Source organism: Rhizobium sp. 2MFCol3.1, assembly GCF_000377565.1.
Classification (GTDB): Bacteria; Pseudomonadota; Alphaproteobacteria; order Rhizobiales; family Rhizobiaceae; genus Rhizobium.
This window is the reverse complement of record NZ_KB898353.1, coordinates 567,622-584,792: the sequence shown is the minus strand read 5'-3', so window position 1 is coordinate 584,792 and position 17,171 is coordinate 567,622. Positions and strand designations below refer to the sequence as shown.

The window sequence follows — 17,171 nt, the reverse complement described above, 5'->3', positions numbered from 1 at the left end:
TGGGTGGGGCCGGCACGAACATGGGAATAGCGATGACGAAGTAATAAGGAGCCCGCGGTGATAGGCAGTCTTCCGATGTTGCGAGGCCTGAGCGGTTTCAGCAGGGATTGGCTGAAGAGCGATATCCCGGCCGGGCTGTCGATTGCGGCCGTCGGCCTGCCGAGCGCCATCGCCTATCCCGCCATTGCCGGTCTTCCCCCGGAAACGGGCATCTACGCCAGCATCGTCGCGCCGATCGCCTACGCGATCTTCGGCCCCTCGCGGCTCCTCGTCGTCGGCCCCGATGCGGCCACCATGACAGTGCTTGCCGCGGCGATGGGCACGATCGTCGCCGCCTACCCCGCCGGCACGCCGGTCGATCGGGTCGCCATCGCGGCGGCACTCGCGCTCGGCGTCGGCATCTGCTGCATCGCCGCCAAGCTGCTGCGCCTCGGCGTTCTCGCAAGCTTCCTCTCGCGCCCCATTCTCGTCGGCTTCTTCGCCGGCGTGTCGCTGTCGATCCTCGTCGGCCAGATCGGCCGCTTCACCGGCGTGAAGATCGAATCCGACGGGCTGGTCCCGCCGCTGGTCGAGATCGCCGGCAAGAGCGGCCTGATCCACTGGCCCTCGCTGCTCCTCGGCCTTGCGATGTTCGCGCTGCTGTGGCTCGTCCGGGCGTTCCAGCTCAAGATTCCGGGGCCGGTGCTGGTCGTCGTCCTCTCGGTCGTGCTCTCGGCCATCTTCGATTTTCAGGGGCGCGGCATCGCCGTCGTCGGCGACATCCCGAGCGGCCTGCCAAGCTTCTCGCTGCCCGCGCTCCACCAGATGCCACTCGACAAGATCATACTCGGCTCCGCCGCGATCTTTCTGGTGAGCTTCGGCGCGGGCATCGTGGCAGCCCGCAGCTTCGGCTCGCGCACCGGCGAAGAGGTCGATGCGAACCAGGAGCTGATAGGCCTCGGCGCCGCCAACATCGCGCCGGGGCTGTTCGGCTCGTTTCCAATCAGCGTTTCGGATTCCCGCACGGCGATCAACGTGTCGACCGGCGGCGTCTCGCAGGCGGCCGGCCTCGTCTCGGCGGCAACGCTGATCGCGGCCCTCGTCTTCCTGCACAGCGCGCTGCGCATCCTTCCCATTCCGGCGCTGGCCGCAATCCTCGCCATGGCGGCGATCAGCCTCATCGACGTCCACGAACTGCGCAAGATCTGGCGCATCAGCCGCATGGAGTTCATCTTCGCGCTGATCGCCATGTGGGGCGCCATCAGCTTCGGCGTCCTCAACGGCGTCATCGTCGCGGTCGCCGCAACACTGGTCTATCTGCTGCGCCAGACGATGTTTCCACGCGACGGCCTGCTTGGCCGCATCGACGGCCGGCACGGCTTCTTCGACCTTGCCCGCCACCCCGAAGCGCGCCCGGTCGACGGCGCCGCCGTCTTCGCGGTACAGGGCAGCATCCTCTTCTACAACGCAGATTACATCAGAAACCGCCTGACTTCGGTGGCGCGCAACCTGCCCGCCGAAACCCGATGCCTTGTGCTCGATGCCAGCGCGATCACCCATATCGACAGCACGGGCGCCACAGCACTCGAGGCCGTGGCCGAAATCCTCGCCAAGCGAAACATCACCTTCGCGATCGCCGATCTCAGCGAGGAGAGCCGCGGCATTCTCAGCCGCGCCGGCGTCATCAGGACGATCGGCCCGGACAACATCTTCAACGGCAGGGAAGAAGCGCTGCGCGCGCTGATCGGAAATTACGACCAGCCGGACGCGAGGTCGGCAGGCAGCACGGTTTAAGAGCACGGAGGGAGAACCATGGACGAGATACTGGAAACCAAGGGTCACGACCCGGAGCCATCGGCAAAGTCCAACGGCAAGGACAAGAAGAAAAAGAAGTCGTGGGATTACGACAAGCAGATCGCCCGCCTGCAGGTGGAGCTGGCGCATCTCCAGGCGTGGGTCAAGAAATCGGGCGCCCGGGTGGTCATCGTCTTCGAAGGCCGCGACGCCGCCGGCAAGGGCGGCATGATCAAGCGGATCACCGAAAAGGTCAGCCCGCGCGTCTTCCGCGTCATCGCGCTGCCCGCCCCCACCGAACGCGAAAAATCGCAAATCTACATGCAGCGCTACATCAACTATCTGCCGGCCGCCGGCGAAGTCGTGATCTTCGACCGCAGCTGGTACAACCGCGCCGGCGTCGACCGCGTCATGGGGTTCTGCAGCGAGAAGAAGGTGCAGCGTTTCCTCGAACTCGCGCCGCGTTTCGAGGCGGCGATCGTCGAGAGTGGCGTGACGTTGCTCAAATACTTCCTGACGGTCAGCGAGGAGGAGCAGGAGCGTCGCTTCCGGCGCCGCATCGACGACCCGGTCCGGCAGTGGAAGCTGAGCCCCATGGACGTGGAGTCCTATCAGCGCTGGTGGGACTATACCCGCGCCTATGACGAGATGCTCCGGATGACCGACAGCAATCACGCTCCATGGTGGATCGTTCCCTCGGACGACAAGAAGCGCGCCCGGATCAACTGCATCTCGCACATTCTGCAGTCCATTCCCTACGAGCGCATCAAGTTCGAGGAGCCCGATCTCGGCAAACGCCAGAAGCGGCCGTCGGACTTCATCGAGGACGGCAGCGTCCGCCATGTCGTTCCCGACACGACGCAATGAGGCCTAGCGCAGTTCCAGCAAAAGTGCGGCGTGGGATATGACGATGGACCAGACGAACGACCTGAGCATGGCGGCGAAGGACGCCGGACAGATCTCGATCGAGGCAAGGGTCAGCGACCTTGTGCGCCTTGGGATCATCGGCCTCTTCGCCTATTGGACGGTGCTGCTCATCGCGCCGTTCGCGCTGATCGTCGTCTGGTCGGCCATCCTTGCCGTCGCGCTCTACCCGATGTTCAACGCGCTCTCGCGCCTGATCGGCAACCGGCCGGTGATTGCCGCGACGGTCATCGTCGTCGCCTGCCTCGTGCTCATCATCGCGCCCGTGGCGCTCGTGGCGGTCAACTTCGCTGATGCGGTGGAAGGGCTGGTCGGCAAGCTCCAGGCGGAGAGCTTCGCGCTGCCGGCAGCACCCGAGAGCATTCGCGCATGGCCCGTCATTGGCGAACGACTCTATGCCGGCTGGAACAAGGTGGCCGGCGATCTCGCCTCCAACATCATCGAGTATCAAAAGCCGATCCTGCATGTGATGGGCATCGTGGTCGCTAAGCTCGCCTCGATCAGCGGCGGCGTGCTGAGCTTCGTCGCCTCCGTCATCCTCTCCGGCTTCTTCCTCACCCAGTCGACGCGGCTCGCCGAAACCATTCAGGTTCTGGCAAGCCGCGTCGCCGGCGACCGGGGCGTCGGCTTCGCCAAGCTCGCGGGGACGACGGTCAGGAATGTCTCGCGCGGCGTCATCGGCGTTGCCTTCCTGCAGACGCTGATGTGCGGCCTGTGCTTCGCCTTCTTCGACCTGCCCGCGCGGGGCGCACTGACCTTCATCATCTTCATGCTGTGCGTGATGCAGCTGGGTCCGGGGCTTGTCCTCGTGCCGGCGATCATCTGGGGCTGGCTCTCATGGCCGACATCGGTCGCCCTGGCACTGACCGTCGTGGCGGTGCCGATCATGCTGGTCGACAACGTCCTGAAGCCGATCCTGATGGCGAAAGGTCTCTCGACGCCGATGCTGGTGATCCTGATCGGGGTTATCGGCGGCACGCTATCCTATGGGCTGCTGGGCCTGTTCCTCGGGCCGATCGTGCTCAGCGTGTTCTACGAACTGCTGCGCGCCTGGGCCTGGCCGCCGCGTGAAAACACGGAAACAAAGCCGCTTATGCCGATTGATTGAGCAAGGACAAAAGAAGGCTGAACGACCTCACCCCTGAGATCTGAGTCCTCCGGAGCAATAGAGGATGACCTCCTGCTCGATCTCATCACACAGCTCGGAATATTCCGCGATCAGACTTTCCTGCAGCGGCAGTTCGCTGCGAAACCGGTCGAGCGCGTCTGCAGCCAATGCGTAGGACTCGAACATGTCACCGAGCGCTTCCGTGGGCACACCTGCCAGCACATGCCGGATATCCGGCAGTCTGAGCATCAGCCTCCTCCGTCCGCGCTCCCGGTTCATGGTTTACCTCCGCATTCGTACTCCTTGTACGAATCCCTGAGGGTGTCGGATTGTTCCGCGATGCAACAAATATCGCTTTTTATCGACAAACAGCCATTATGAGGCGGGCCAGCGGCCGGTTCACTCCGGCAGCGCGGTCTGCCGGAAGAAGGTGACGATCGCCTCGTCGGGCATACCGAACCATGTCGTGAAGAGCTCCACGAAGTCGGCCGAGGCATAAGTCTGGCTGAGCGCGCGATCGACGGCAAGCCGGAAGTCTTCGTCGCCGCGCGCCAGTTCCAGCCCCAGCGGCTCATAGGTGAAATGCCGCCTCAGCACCACGAGATTGCCGGCATTGTCGCTGCGGGCCGCGGCGTCCATGAGAAGCGGCATGTCGCCGAAGAGTGCTGCCGAACTGCCGTCGACGACACGCTCGATACCGATTGCATAGCTTTCCACCGGCACGGATGTCGCCGCCAGCTGGAAGGTCTTGATTCGGTCAGCCAGCCAGCGCTCGCTGGTCGTTCCCGCGATCGACGAGAAGGTCTTGTGCTCGAGAATGGTACGAGCGGGAGAGCCGCGCCAGATCGGCCGGCTAGTGGGCTGCCCATAGGCCAGAACCTCGGTCAACGCCAAGGGTGCGCTCTTGCTCAGGACCACGCCCGTGCCGCTCGGAAAGATCGGTAGCGAGAAGGACACTTCGGCGCGACGAGTGAGCGTGATCGGCTCGGCCCCGCAGACGAGATCCACCGTCCCGTCCTTTATCGCCGGCTCCCGCCCCTTGTCCGTCAGCGGCACCCATTCGACATTCAGCTGCGGCAGGTTCAGCGCCGTTTTCAGGCTGTCGGCGATCTTCCCGCAAAGCGCAACCGCGTAGCCGCCGGGTGCCGCCTGCTCGGTCTTGAACGAGAACGGCCGGGCATCCGGCTCATAGCCGAGCTTCAGCGAACTGCTCGTCTTGATCCGGTCGAGCGTCTGCGCTTCGGCGGACGACAGCGCCATGGAGGCGGCCGCGCCGGCGAGGATCGACGCGGTCAGCAATGTCTTGAAACGCTTTTTCTGTTGCATGACGCATCCTCCCCGGAACTATTCTGCCGCCGCGACACGGTTCAGGCCGCTGGCAAAGCGCGGCGCGATCCGGCCGTAGATGATGAAGCTGATACCCGTCACCAGCATTCCGCCAAGCACCGCGTCCTTGCCCGAGGCATAGATGGCGAACACGCTGTAGAGCATGCCGAGCGTGGCGATGATGGAGTTCAGCCGGTACTTCGCCGGCGGCACGCCCGCCTTCTTCATCATCACGAAGAGAGCCGAAAGCGCCACGATATAGGGAAGCACGTTGGTGACGACCGCGAGGTTGACGAGCGCGGAAAACTGCTCGTTGAGCGTCGGCGAGATCGTCATCAGGGCAAGCCCAGTCTGCACGATGCCGAGGATGATCATGCCCTGGACGGGCGCGCCCATCTGGTTCACGCGCGAGAAGATCGCCGGGAACATCCGCTCCTGCGCCGCCGTGCGGGCCGTCTGCGCGATGGTGAATTGCCAGCCGAGCAGCGACCCGACGCAGGCAAGCACCGCGAGCGCCATGATGATCGAGCCGATCGTCGGATTGAACATCGTCGCATAGGCAAGCGCGAAGGGACCGGTCGAGGCCGCAAGATCGGCATTCGGCACGATGCCCTGGATCACCGTCGTCGACAGGATGTAGATGACGGCGGCGCCGAGCGTGCCGAACATGCAGGCAAGCGGCACGTCACGCTTCGGATTCTCGACGGCATCGGAATTCTGCGCCGCGGACTCCATGCCGAGGAACGCCCAGAGCGTCAGCGAGATGCTGGATCCCATCCCCTGCGCCAGCGTCAGCCCCTTCGGGTTCCAGGCAGCACCGAACGTGCTCGAGCTGAACCAGAACCAGCCGATGATCGAGAGCAGTCCGACCGGGATGATGACGCCCCACACGGTGATCGACCCGATCCGCCCGGTGATGCGCGGACCGCCGAAATTGGCAGCCGTGGTGAGCCACAGGAGAGCGATCAGCGCGACGCAGGTCATGACGGGCGTCGAGGTCAGCACCGGAAAGAACCCGGCGAGATAGCCTACCGCCGAGATGCCGATCGCGACATTGCCGATCGCCAGCGACAGGAAATACAGGAAGAACACGAGGAAATAGCCGTCCTTGCCGTAGGCATCCTCGGCATAGGCCGACATGCCGCCGGGCCGCTGGTTGAACAGGCCGGCCTGCGCGAAACCATAGGCGATCGCCATCGAGCCGAGCGCGGTGACGATCCAGGAGAGCAGCGAGATGGCGCCAACCTGCGCCATGTTTGCCGGCAGCATGATGATGCCCGACCCCATCATGTTGACGGCGACGATGAAGGTCAGCTGCATCAGGTTCATCTTCTTCTTGGCCGTGGTATCGGCCGCAGCATGCATTGTGTGATCGGTCATGATGACACTCTCCCCTCGCCCTACTCGCGCACGACATATGTGTGGAACTTGATGCGCCCATCGATCCGTTCCTGGAACACGCCCTGGACCTCGTAGTTGAAGCCCGGGAAGCGGTTGAAGGACTCCTCGAAGGCCAGGAAATAATCGCGCATCGGCCGCGCGCGCTCGTCCCAGCGCTCTCCGGGCACGATCACGCCGATGCCTGGCGGATAGATCAGCGCCAGCGTCGCCGAAATGCGCCCGGCGGCTTCCGACAGCGGCACGTAGTCGACATTGTTGGCGACCAGCGCCTCGTAAGCCTGCTTCGACGAGATCGCCGGCTCCGGAAAGCTCTCGGAACGGAAGCACAGGCGCTGCAGCTCCTTGACGCCGGCAGAGCGGTAGAAGCTGTGCATCTCCTTGCAGACCTGCCGCACGGTATAGCCCTGATAACGCTCGCGATTGGCGGCAAAGACCGTCGGCAACACATCCTGCAACGGTGCATCGCGGTCCCACAGGTTCTTGAACTTCACCAGCTTGGCGACCAGCGTGTTGAGCTTGCTCTCGTCTTCGGCCGGCGTCAGCAGGAAGAGCAGGCTGTTGAGATCACATTTCTCCGGCACGACGCGCTGCTCGCGCAGATAGTTGGCAACGACGGTCGCCGGGATGCCGAAATCGCGGTACTCGCCGGTCTTCCGGTCGATACCCGGCGTCAGAAGCGTCAGCTTGTTGGGATCGACCATCGTGTAGCCGGGCGCGTAACCGGCATAGCCATGCCACGTCGCCTCCGGATCGAACCGCCAGCACTGCTGCTCGCGCTTCAAGACATCGGTCGGCACGTCCTCCCACCTTATGCCCGCGAGATCGCCGGTGTGTTTCGAGCCGGTGACGGAGATCTTGTCCGGTACAAAGGGATCGAAGAACCACTGTTCCTCGACGCTCGTCGCCTTGCTCTCGTAGTGCTGAACGAAACCGCGCAGCTTCTTGCGAACCTCGATCCCGAGACCGATGCAGCGGTCCCAAAGCATCTCGCCGGCCTTGCCCTCATGCACCTTCGCATTGACGTCGAGCGAGGCGAACAGCGGGTAGAAGGGCGATGTCGAGACATGCATCAGCAGCGATTCATTGAAGCGCTTGTGCTCGATGAAGCGGCGCTGGTCGCTGATATGTTCGTCGCGCTTGTGGATCTGCGACGCCTGCGAGAAGCCCGCCCCCTGCTTGTGCACCGACTGCGTCGAAAACAGGCCGGGCATGTCGGGCTTGAGGTCCTTGAGCCGCATCGGGCTATGGCCCTCGAACAGCGGATGGAAGGCGTTGTAGCCGATCCAGGCCTCGTCCCAGAGCACGTAGTCGCAGAGATGGCCGATCTTCTCCATCACCTGGCGGACATTGTAGATCGTGCCGTCATAGGTGGCGAGCTGGATGCAGGCGAGCCGGAAGGGCCGCTCGGCATTGGCCCGGCTCTTATCCGCCAGAAGCGGATGGGCCGCGATCTGCTGACGCAGCCAGCCCTCGTCCCACGCCGCCCAGTCGACGGCGCCGATCATGCCGAAGGAATTGCGCGCCGTCGGCAGATAGATCGGGATCGCGCCGGCCTGCACCAGCGCGCCCTGATGCAGCGACTTGTGATTGTTGCGATCGAACAGCACGAGATCGCCGGCGCGCAGCACCGCGTTGGTCACCACCTTGTTGGAGGTGCTCGTCCCGTTCAGGATGAAATAGGTGCGATCCGCCCCGAAGATCCGCGCCGCCTGCTTCTGCGCCTCGACGGCGGGGCCTTCGTGGATCAGGAGATCGCCGAGATCGACGTCGGCATTGCAGAGATCGTTGCGGAAGATGCTCTCGCCGAAATACTTGAAGAACAGCTGCCCGGCCGGAGACTTGCGATAAAACTGCCCGCCCTGGTGGCCAGGGCAATCGAAGGCGATATTCGCTTCGCCATCATAGGCCATCATGCCGCCGAAGAACGGTGGCAGCAGCGACTTGCCGTAGTTGATCAGGCTGGAGACGATCTGCTTGGCATAGAAGGCCGGCGTCTGCTGGCCGAGATAGACGAAGCCATCCACCTCGCCCGCCATCTCGACGACGTCCATGTCCGAGATACTGAGCGTATCCGCCATCGCCCAGACCGGCGTGCGGAAACCCGCCTCGCGCAGCGAGCGGAGAAAGCCGCGCGCATAGGGAAGCAACCCGCCTTCCACGGAGCCGATATAGGCGCCCACCGAGGCGTCTTCCGAAACGTCGGCCGTGTAGTCATCGCGAAGCTCGACCTCGAAATTGTCGGCGGCAAGCTGCGCCAGCAGCTCCTGCACTTGGCGGTTGTCGCGATCGACGACCGCGACGATCTTCAGCATCTTGTTGAACGGTATCGCGACCGTCGGGGACTTCACGTCGCGCGGGATCATTGGATCGCCCCCTCCGCCACGCAATCGACGAGGTAGCGGCGGCCGTTGCTGCCGGCCTCGAAGCGCAGGCCGTGAATATCGGTCTCGAAGCCCGGGAACTTGCGGTCGAAATCGCGCGCGTAAAGCAGGTAATCCTGGATGGACTTCGTCGTTTCGGTGATCCGCTCGCCGGGCATGATTAGCGGAATACCCGGCGGATAGGGAACGATCATCACCGCCAGGATGCGGTTCATCAGCTTGTCGATCTCGACGCTCTCGATCCGCCCCTTGACGAGATGGTCGTAGGCATCGGCCGGCCGCAGCGCCATCTCGGGCAGCACCGTATACATCTCGCGCTGCGCCTTTGGCACGTCGTCCTTGCGGTAGATGGCGTGGATCTGCTCGCAGAGATCGCGCAGGCCCATATTGCCATAGGCCTCGGGATGAGCGGCGGCCAGCGCCGGCAGCGCCCGCGTCAGTGGCGCGTTGCTGTCGTAGAGATCCTTGAAATTGATGAGCTCGGTGACGAGCGTGCTCCACTTGCCGCGCGTGATCCCCATCGAAAACAGCACGAGGAAAGAGTAAAGCCCGGTCTTCTCGATCTCGATCCGGCGCGAGGAGAGGAACTTGGTGATAACAGCCGCCGGTATCCCGTGCGCCTGCATCGTCCCATCCGCCGAAAGCCCCGGCGACAGGATGGTGACCTTGATCGGATCGACCATCACATGGTTTTCGGCAAGCCCGGTAAAGCCGTGCCAGGCATCGCCCGGCTTCAGCACCCACTCCGCATGCGTATCGCTCGGCGTCTCCTCGGCGATCGTGGGCTCCCACACGTCGAACCACCAGCTCTGCCCCATCTGCCCGCGCACCGCGTTCATCGCCCGGCGGAAGCTGATGGCCTCGTCGATCGTCTCCTGCACCAGCGCGCGGCCGGCCGGCTGCTCCATCATCGCCGCGGCGACATCGCAGGACGCGATGATGCCGTATTGCGGCGAGGTCGAGGTATGCATCATGAAGGCTTCATTGAAGCGCGTGACGTCGAGCTTCTTGTTCTCGGCGTGCTGGATGTGGATCATCGACGCCTGCGAGAAGGCCGCGAGAAGCTTGTGCGTCGAATGCGTGGCAAAGGTGATGGCGTTCTGCGAGCGCGCCGGCTGCGTCGATGAGATGCCGTGGAAGCCATCGTAGAATTCGTGGAAATTCGCGTAGGCATACCAGGCCTCGTCGAAGTGCAGCACCTCGACTGAATCCTTCAGCGACACCTTGATGGCGTCGACATTGTAGCAGAGGCCGTCATAGGTGGAGTTGGTGATCACCATCAGCCGCACCTTGCCGCTGGTCTCGCCCGCGAATGGGCTGGCCGCGATCTTCTGTGCGATCGCCTCGGGCGTGAACTGATCCCTGGAGATCGGCCCGATGATACCGAGCCCGTTGCGCGAGGGAATGAGATAGATCGGCGTCGCGCCGGTCATGATCAGCGAATGCAGGATCGACTTGTGGCAGTTGCGGTCGCAGAGCACCAGATCGCCGCGCCCCACCATGCCGTGCCAGATGATCTTGTTGGCGGTCGATGTGCCGCCGACGACGAACAGCGTCTCATCCGTGCCGAAGATGCGCGCCGCGTTGCGCTCTCCCTCGGCGATCGGCCCGACGTGATCCAGGAGCGACCCGACGCTACCGACCGACACCGAGATATCCGACCGCAGCGTGTTCTCGCCGAAGAAGGTGTAGAAGAGCTGCCCGACCGGGCTCTTGCGGAAGGCGACGCCGCCGCCGTGGCCCGGCGTATGCCAGGAATACGCGCCCTCCAGCGTGTAATCCATCAGCGCCTTGAACATCGGCGGCGGCAGTCGGTCGAGATAATTGCGCGCCGCCTGAACGATGGCGCGCGCCATGAACTCGGCGGAATCCTCGAAAAGCCGCAGGAAGGCGTTGGCGTGGCGGAGCACGCTGGCCGGCACGTCTTCGGCCGTCGTGTCGTCGCCGAACAGGAAGATCGGCAGCCGGTCGTTCTTGCGGCGCTTGGCGCTCAGAACCTCCTCCAGCACCTGCCAGCGCGACGCCTTGTCCTCCGTCCCGTCGACGGAAACCAGCCAGGCGGACTCGGTGTTGAAGATATGCACCAGCCGCCGCGCATCCTCATAGGTTACGCCGGAGACGACACGAAAACCTTCCGCCTCGATGGCCGCAGCCAGATCGCGCATCCCGCGGCCGGCAGCGCTCTTGCCGTCGAAATCCTCGTCGATGACTGCGATCGGAAATGACTTGTGGAATTCCATGCGCCCCTCCAGAACCCAAGTTTGGACAGCGGCTGTTATGCCGCTGCGCGCGTCTGAGATTGGGCGGATGGTACACGGCAGGTTGCGGACCGTCGTTGATTGCAGTCAACGTGAAGGCAAAAGCATACAGCTAAGAGAACCGGTGCCTACTCGGCCCATTCGGCATCGGCGGTAAAGGCGATGGTCAGCCAACGATTGGCCCCCTCTCCACCGATCCGGTCGCCGATATCGTCGCGCAGCGCGTCCCACTCCTCGATCGTCTTGGCGGGCAGCCCCTCGGGCACGATGAAGTAGAGCTCGACCTCCGTCGCCCTTCCGACGCGCGCGACATAAGCGCGATAGGAGAGGAAGCCAAGGCGCTCGACGGTCTCCGACGCCACCTGGTCGACATGCTCCTGCAGATCGACGGGCGCGATCAGCAGCACCTCGCTCAGCGCTTTCAAGATCGTGCCGATCGGCAACGGGATCATGACGAGGCAGACGAGGCCCAGCACCACGGGGTCGACATATCGGGCGATCCAGGCCATCGGCGTCGGCAGCACCGCAAGACCGATCACGAAGGCGACAAGCAAGGCAAACGCGATACCGCCGGACATGATCCAAGCCTTGATATCGAGCGCGATGAAATCGGACTTCAGGCTGCGGTTCAACGCAATGCCGATCGACGCCATGACCACGCAGACGACAAGCGTGGCGCCGGAATAGACGATCGCCGCGCCGAAATGCAGCTCATGCCCGCCATTGATGACGCTGATGACGGCATTGATCAGCGCGTAGACTGCGACAGTCATCAGCAGGCAACCATTGAGCAGAAGCACGATGGGCTCCAGATGCCAGAAGCCCATGGTGAAGCGATTGCGGATGCGGCCGGACTTGGCATTGCTCTCCGCCGACCGCACGATCAGGCTCGACACCCAGAGCGCAAGCCCGGTCATCGCCGCATCGGCCAGCGAATAGACGCCGTCGAAGGCGATGGAAAATGAGCCGGAAATGATGCCGAAGACGATGCCGAGAGCCGCCACCACGACGGTCGCCACGATCGATATGGTCAAAAAGCGCTGCTCGTTCCGCATCACTGTCTCCGCTTGTCTGCCCATCTCATTTTAGCGCGTTCACACAAATGGTGAAGGCTTCAGGCGTGGCGGCGTACTACGCATTGATCCGGATTGCGAGCCCTGCGGATTGGGAAGAGGATGCCGATGGCCGCACAAGCCGGGATGCTATCCCGGACCATCCGACGGCCATGGTCCAAAGCGGTGAACCGATCTTCGGGAGGGATTTCATGACGACCTCGCAGAACGGCAAAAGCCTCGGGCTCGCCGCCTGTACCGCCATCGTCGTCGGCAACATGGTCGGCTCCGGCTTCTATCTGTCGCCGGCCGCCGTCGCGCCCTATGGCAATCTGGCGATCCTGGTGTGGATGATCATGGGCGCCGGTGCGATTTGCCTTGGCCTCACCTTCGCGCGGCTTGCCGGCATGGTCCCGGCCGTCGGTGGTCCCTACGCCTATACGCGGCTCGCCTATGGCGATTTCGCCGGCTTTCTCATCGCCTGGGGTTACTGGATCTCGATCTGGTCGTCGCTTCCCGTCATCGCCATCGCCTTCACCGGTGTGATGATCGATCTCTTCCCCGCGCTCGGCAACCGGCTGACGGCAACGGTCCTGACGCTCGGCGTCATCTGGACGATCGTGCTCGTCAACCTGCGCGGCGTCCACGCGGCCGGGCTCTTCGCGCAGGTGACGACCTATGCCAAGTTGCTACCCTTCGGCGCCGTCGCCATCATCGGTCTCCTCTATATCGACACCTCGCATTTCGCCGAATTCAACCCGAGCGGCCAGTCGCTGCTGCAATCCTTCGCGGCCCTGGCGCCGCTGACCATGTTTGCATATCTGGGTCTGGAATCGGCCACCGTTCCCGCTGGCGATGTCCGAGATGCGCGCCGAACAATCCCCCGTTCGACCGTACTCGGTATCTCCATCGCCGCGGCTCTTTATGTGCTTGGCACCGTCGTCGTGATGGGTGTCGTGCCGCGCCCGCAACTCATCCACTCCGTCGCCCCCTTCTCCGAAGCGGCGGGGCTGATGTGGGGGCGTGGCGGCGAACTGGCGATCTCGATCGCCGTGGTGATCTCCTCGATCGGCGCGCTCAACGGCTGGACGCTACTGATGGGTCAGGTGCCGATGGCGGCGGCCCGCGACGGCCTGTTTCCACCGCTCTTCGCCCGCCTCTCCAGCCGCGGCGTGCCTGCCATCGGCATGGTGGTCTCGGCCACCTTCGCGACCCTGCTCGTCCTCGTCCAGGCGGTCGGCTCCGATAGCTTCGCGGCGGTCTACCGGCTGATGGTCGGGCTGAGCACGATGACGGCAGTCGTCCCCTACGCCTTCTGCGCGCTCGCAGGCACCCTTGTCGCCTCGCGGCTAAGCAACGGGCAAAAGACGCCCCGCGTCACCATCATCGAACTGATCGCCTTCCTCTTTGCCATGTTCACGCTCTATGGCTCGGGCGCCGAGCCGGTGCTCTACGGCATGGTCCTCCTGATGCTCGGCATTCCCGTCTATGTCTGGCAAAGGCGAAACGGCGATGTCGCGCGCACGCAAAGCGTCGAAACGCAAAACGGGGCGCCGATACGCCCCGCTGCCTCTCTCTAATTGTTGCCTCTTCCGGTTCCGACCGCTCACCCGTGCCAGCTCAGCCCACCGAAGCGACCATCGATGATCGTGCCCAACTCGCCCCGCACCATGCCTGCAATATCCGCAAGCGCCCCGATCGCCGCAGCCTTGCCCGTCGTCTCGGCGAAATGGCATGCAGCATCAACCTTCGGCCCCATGGAGCCCGCCGGAAAATCGAACTGCTTCATGTCGCCAGGGCGGGCCTTGTGGATCGCCTTTTGCGACGGCTTGCCCCAATCGAGGCAGACGGCCGGCGCGTCGGTCGCCATGATCAGCAGATCTGCGCCGATCTCGCGCGCCAAGAGTTCCGAGCAGAGATCCTTGTCGATGACCGCTTCGACGCCAACCAGGTGACGCTCCTTGCCCTTCTCGTACATGGTCGGTATCCCGCCGCCACCGGCGCAGATGACGATGGTGCGCTGCTCGAGCAGCCACCGCACCGGCCGGATCTCGAAGATGCGCTTGGGAAGTGGCGATGCAACGACGCGGCGCCACTTGTCGCCGTCCTGCTTGAACACCCAGTTCTTCTCCGAGCGGATACGATCGGCATCCGCCTTCTCGTAAACAGGGCCGACGAATTTGGTGGGGTTCGTGAAACCAGGATCATCTGCATCGACCTCGACCATGGTGAGCAGCGTCGCCAGCGGTTGCTCGAAAGGCAGCACGTTGCCGAGCTCCTGCTCCAGCATGTAGCCGATCATCCCCTCCGTCTCGGCGCCGAGCACGTCGAGCGGATAGGCCTCATCAGGCTTGTAGGCGGCGCCCTGCAGCGCAAGCAAGCCGACCTGCGGCCCGTTGCCGTGGGTGATGATCAGCTGATGCTCGGCGGCCAGCGGCGCGATCGCCTCTGCCGCCACCCGCGTGTTGCGTCTCTGGACATCCGCGGTCATCGCTTCCCCGCGCCGGAGAAGAGCGTTGCCGCCAAGCGCGATGACGATCCGCATCCTAGTCTCCCAATGTCGCGACAAGCAGCGCCTTGATCGTGTGCAGCCGGTTTTCCGCCTGCTCGAAGGCGACGTTGGCCTCGGATTCGAACACCTCGCCGGTGACCTCCAGGCCATTGCTCATGCCGTAATCCTCGGCGATCTGCTTGCCCAGTGTGGTCTCCGTGTCGTGGAAGGCCGGCAGGCAGTGCATGAACTTGGTCTGCGGATTGCCGCTCGCCTTCATCAGCGCTTCGTTGACCTGATAGGGCGTCAACAGCTTGATGCGCTCGCGCCAGACGTCCTTCGGCTCGCCCATCGACACCCAGACGTCGGTGTGGATGAAATCGACGCCCTTCACTGCTTCCTTGGGATCGTCTGTGATCAGAAGCCGCGCGCCGGATCGCTCCTGCAATTCCCTGGCGATCTTGATGTATTCCTCGGCCGGCCAAAGCGATTTCGGCCCGCAGATCCGGACGTCCATGCCCATCAGGCAACCGACGATCAGCAGCGAATGGCCCATGTTCGAGCGCGTGTCGCCGATATAGGCGTATTTGATATCGGCGATCGGCTTGTCGGCATGTTCGCGCATGGTCATCACGTCGGCGATCATCTGCGTCGGATGATACTCGTCCGTCAGGCCGTTATAGACGGGCACGCCGGCATAGCGCGCCAGCGTCTCCACCCCATGCTGCGCCGAACCGCGATATTCGATCGCATCATACATGCGGCCGAGCACGCGCGCCGTGTCCTTGAAGGATTCCTTGTGGCCGATCTGCGAGCCGGACGGATCGAGATAGGTGACATTCGCCCCCTGATCCGAGCAGGCGACCTCGAAGGCGCATCGCGTGCGCGTCGAGGTCTTTTCGAAGATCAGGCAGATCTCCTTACCCTTCAGGTGCTGCTGCTCGGTGCGGGCATATTTGGCCCGCTTCAGATCGCGCGCGAGATCGAGGAGATAGCGGAATTCACGCGGCGTATAATCCTGCACGGTCAGAAGCGAACGGTTGCGCAGATTGAAGCTCATGGTCTTGCTCCGTAGGGCTGTTTCAGGATGTCTGCTGTCAATAGGCGGGGTCGCGCCAGATCGGGCATGTCATGCAGTGCCCGCCGCCACGACCGCGGCCCAGTTCGGAACCGCGAACGGTGATGACCTCGATGCCCGCCTTGCGAAGAAGCGTGTTGGTGTAGGTGTTGCGGTCGTAGCCGACCACGACGCCGGGCTCGAGGGCGACGACGTTGTTGCCGTCGTCCCATTGCTCGCGCTCGGCCTGGTAGGCGTTGCCGCCTGTTTCCACGACCCTGAGCTTGCCGACACCGAGCGCCTTGGCGACGATATCGAGCATCGGCTCGGTCTCCGGATGAATGTCGAAATTGCCGTCGTCATCCGTCTGCACCATGCTGTAGCAGCGGATCTGATCGACGACCTCGGCAAAGAGCGTCACCACATCGCGGTCGCAGAAGCTGAAGACCGTGTCGAGGTGCATCGCCGCCCGGCTCTTCGGCATCAGGCAGCCGATAACCCTGGTGACGGCTTTGTTCTTGAACAGCGCGCGCGCGACCTGGCCGACCGCCTGATAGGTAGTGCGCTCGCCCATGCCGATCAGCACCGTACCATTGCCGATCGGCATCACATCGCCGCCCTCGATCGAGGCATTGGCGAAATCCTCGTCGCTGTCGCCCCACCAGATCTTGAAATCGCCGTCGCGGAACGTCGGATGAAACTTGTAGACCGCGCGCTGGATCAGCGTCTCGGGCTGCCGCGCCGGCCAGAACATCGGATTGCAGGTCACGCCATTATAGATCCAGCAGGAAGGATCGCGCTGGAACAGCGTGTTCGGGATGGGCGGAATGACGAACTCTGTCTCCGACAGCGCGCTCAGCATCAGCGTCTTCGCCTTGACGTCGGGCAGGTCGGAGATCGCGATGCCGCCGATCATGAAGGCCGCGAGCTGTGTCGCCGGCATCTCGTCGAGCCAGGGCCGCACCGCCTCAGCGATCTGCGAGCCGAGCACATTGGGCGTGATGCGGCGATCGAGCACGAAGTCGCGCGCCGGCTTGTCGACGAGCGTCTGCGCCAGCATGTCGTGCAACTCGAGAACCTCGACGCCGCGCTCCTGCATCTTCAGCACGAAGTCGTAATGATCCTTCTGCGCCTCGTGAACCCAGAGCACGTCATCGAAGAGTAGATCGTGGCAATTGCCCGGCGTCAGCCGCTGATGGGCGAGCGACGGTCGGCAGACCATCACCGTTCTGAGCTTCCCGACTTCCGAATGAACCCCAAAACCGCGCATCGCGCTCTCCTCCAAGCTGCCTGGGATAGCGATCGCCCTGCTACCCACGGATAGGATGAGCCTAACGGGACGGGTTCGGCCGTGTCATTGATCGCAAGCAATGCGCGGAGCGGTATTGCTGGTCAGCAGG

The 17,171-nt window shown here is 63.5% G+C and carries 13 protein-coding genes; 4 read left to right on the top strand and 9 right to left on the bottom strand.

Annotated features, from left to right (window positions below; translation table 11 throughout):
- The first annotated feature begins 57 nt into the window (after positions 1–57).
- The 3 genes from D460_RS0102440 to D460_RS0102430 are packed head-to-tail and all read left to right on the top strand — an operon-like array spanning position 58 to position 3,805.
- On the top strand, positions 58–1,773 hold the full coding sequence (locus D460_RS0102440; protein WP_026282711.1) for a SulP family inorganic anion transporter: 1,716 nt from the start codon (positions 58–60) through the stop codon (positions 1,771–1,773).
- Between the two features lie 18 nt (positions 1,774–1,791).
- Positions 1,792–2,640, top strand: coding sequence for a polyphosphate kinase 2 (ppk2, locus tag D460_RS0102435; RefSeq protein WP_018896909.1), 849 nt, complete (start codon positions 1,792–1,794; stop codon positions 2,638–2,640).
- Positions 2,641–2,683: 43 nt separating this feature from the next.
- Positions 2,684–3,805: an AI-2E family transporter gene (locus D460_RS0102430; RefSeq protein WP_018896908.1), complete on the top strand. Its 1,122-nt coding sequence runs from the start codon at positions 2,684–2,686 to the stop codon at positions 3,803–3,805.
- 27 nt (positions 3,806–3,832) lie between these two features.
- Here D460_RS0102430 and D460_RS0102425 read toward each other — a convergent pair whose 3' ends face one another.
- The 6 genes from D460_RS0102425 to D460_RS0102400 form a co-directional block, all read right to left on the bottom strand.
- On the bottom strand, positions 3,833–4,054 hold the full coding sequence (locus D460_RS0102425) for a hypothetical protein (RefSeq protein ID WP_245267698.1): 222 nt from the start codon (positions 4,052–4,054) through the stop codon (positions 3,833–3,835).
- 150 nt (positions 4,055–4,204) lie between these two features.
- Positions 4,205–5,065, bottom strand: coding sequence for an amino acid ABC transporter substrate-binding protein (locus D460_RS0102420; protein ID WP_245267706.1), 861 nt, complete (start codon positions 5,063–5,065; stop codon positions 4,205–4,207).
- Positions 5,066–5,149: 84 nt separating this feature from the next.
- The gene (potE, locus tag D460_RS0102415) at positions 5,150–6,511 is read right to left on the bottom strand and encodes a putrescine-ornithine antiporter (RefSeq protein ID WP_018896905.1); all 1,362 of its coding nucleotides are present in this window, start codon (positions 6,509–6,511) and stop codon (positions 5,150–5,152) included.
- A gap of 20 nt (positions 6,512–6,531) precedes the next feature.
- Positions 6,532–8,895, bottom strand: coding sequence for an ornithine decarboxylase (gene speC, locus D460_RS0102410; protein ID WP_018896904.1), 2,364 nt, complete (start codon positions 8,893–8,895; stop codon positions 6,532–6,534).
- Positions 8,892–11,153, bottom strand: coding sequence for an arginine/lysine/ornithine decarboxylase (locus D460_RS0102405; RefSeq protein ID WP_018896903.1), 2,262 nt, complete (start codon positions 11,151–11,153; stop codon positions 8,892–8,894). Before D460_RS0102405 ends, speC begins: the two co-directional genes overlap by 4 nt.
- 146 nt (positions 11,154–11,299) lie before the next feature.
- Positions 11,300–12,226 carry a cation transporter gene (locus D460_RS0102400; RefSeq protein WP_018896902.1) on the bottom strand — a complete coding sequence of 309 codons (927 nt, stop codon included), beginning with the start codon at positions 12,224–12,226 and terminating at the stop codon, positions 11,300–11,302.
- Positions 12,227–12,435: 209 nt separating this feature from the next.
- Between D460_RS0102400 and D460_RS0102395 the strand changes: the two genes are divergently transcribed.
- Positions 12,436–13,803, top strand: a complete 1,368-nt coding sequence (locus D460_RS0102395; RefSeq protein WP_026282710.1) for an amino acid permease — start codon at positions 12,436–12,438, stop codon at positions 13,801–13,803.
- A gap of 26 nt (positions 13,804–13,829) precedes the next feature.
- Here D460_RS0102395 and arcC read toward each other — a convergent pair whose 3' ends face one another.
- From arcC to arcA, 3 genes are read right to left on the bottom strand one after another with little or no spacing between them, the layout of a single operon-like run.
- Positions 13,830–14,768, bottom strand: a complete 939-nt coding sequence (gene arcC, locus D460_RS0102390; protein ID WP_018896900.1) for a carbamate kinase — start codon at positions 14,766–14,768, stop codon at positions 13,830–13,832.
- A gap of 1 nt (position 14,769) precedes the next feature.
- Complete coding sequence (locus D460_RS0102385) at positions 14,770–15,774, bottom strand: ornithine carbamoyltransferase (protein WP_018896899.1); 1,005 nt, start codon at positions 15,772–15,774, stop codon at positions 14,770–14,772.
- A gap of 37 nt (positions 15,775–15,811) precedes the next feature.
- Complete coding sequence (gene arcA / locus D460_RS0102380) at positions 15,812–17,041, bottom strand: arginine deiminase (protein ID WP_018896898.1); 1,230 nt, start codon at positions 17,039–17,041, stop codon at positions 15,812–15,814.
- Positions 17,042–17,171: the final 130 nt, after the last annotated feature.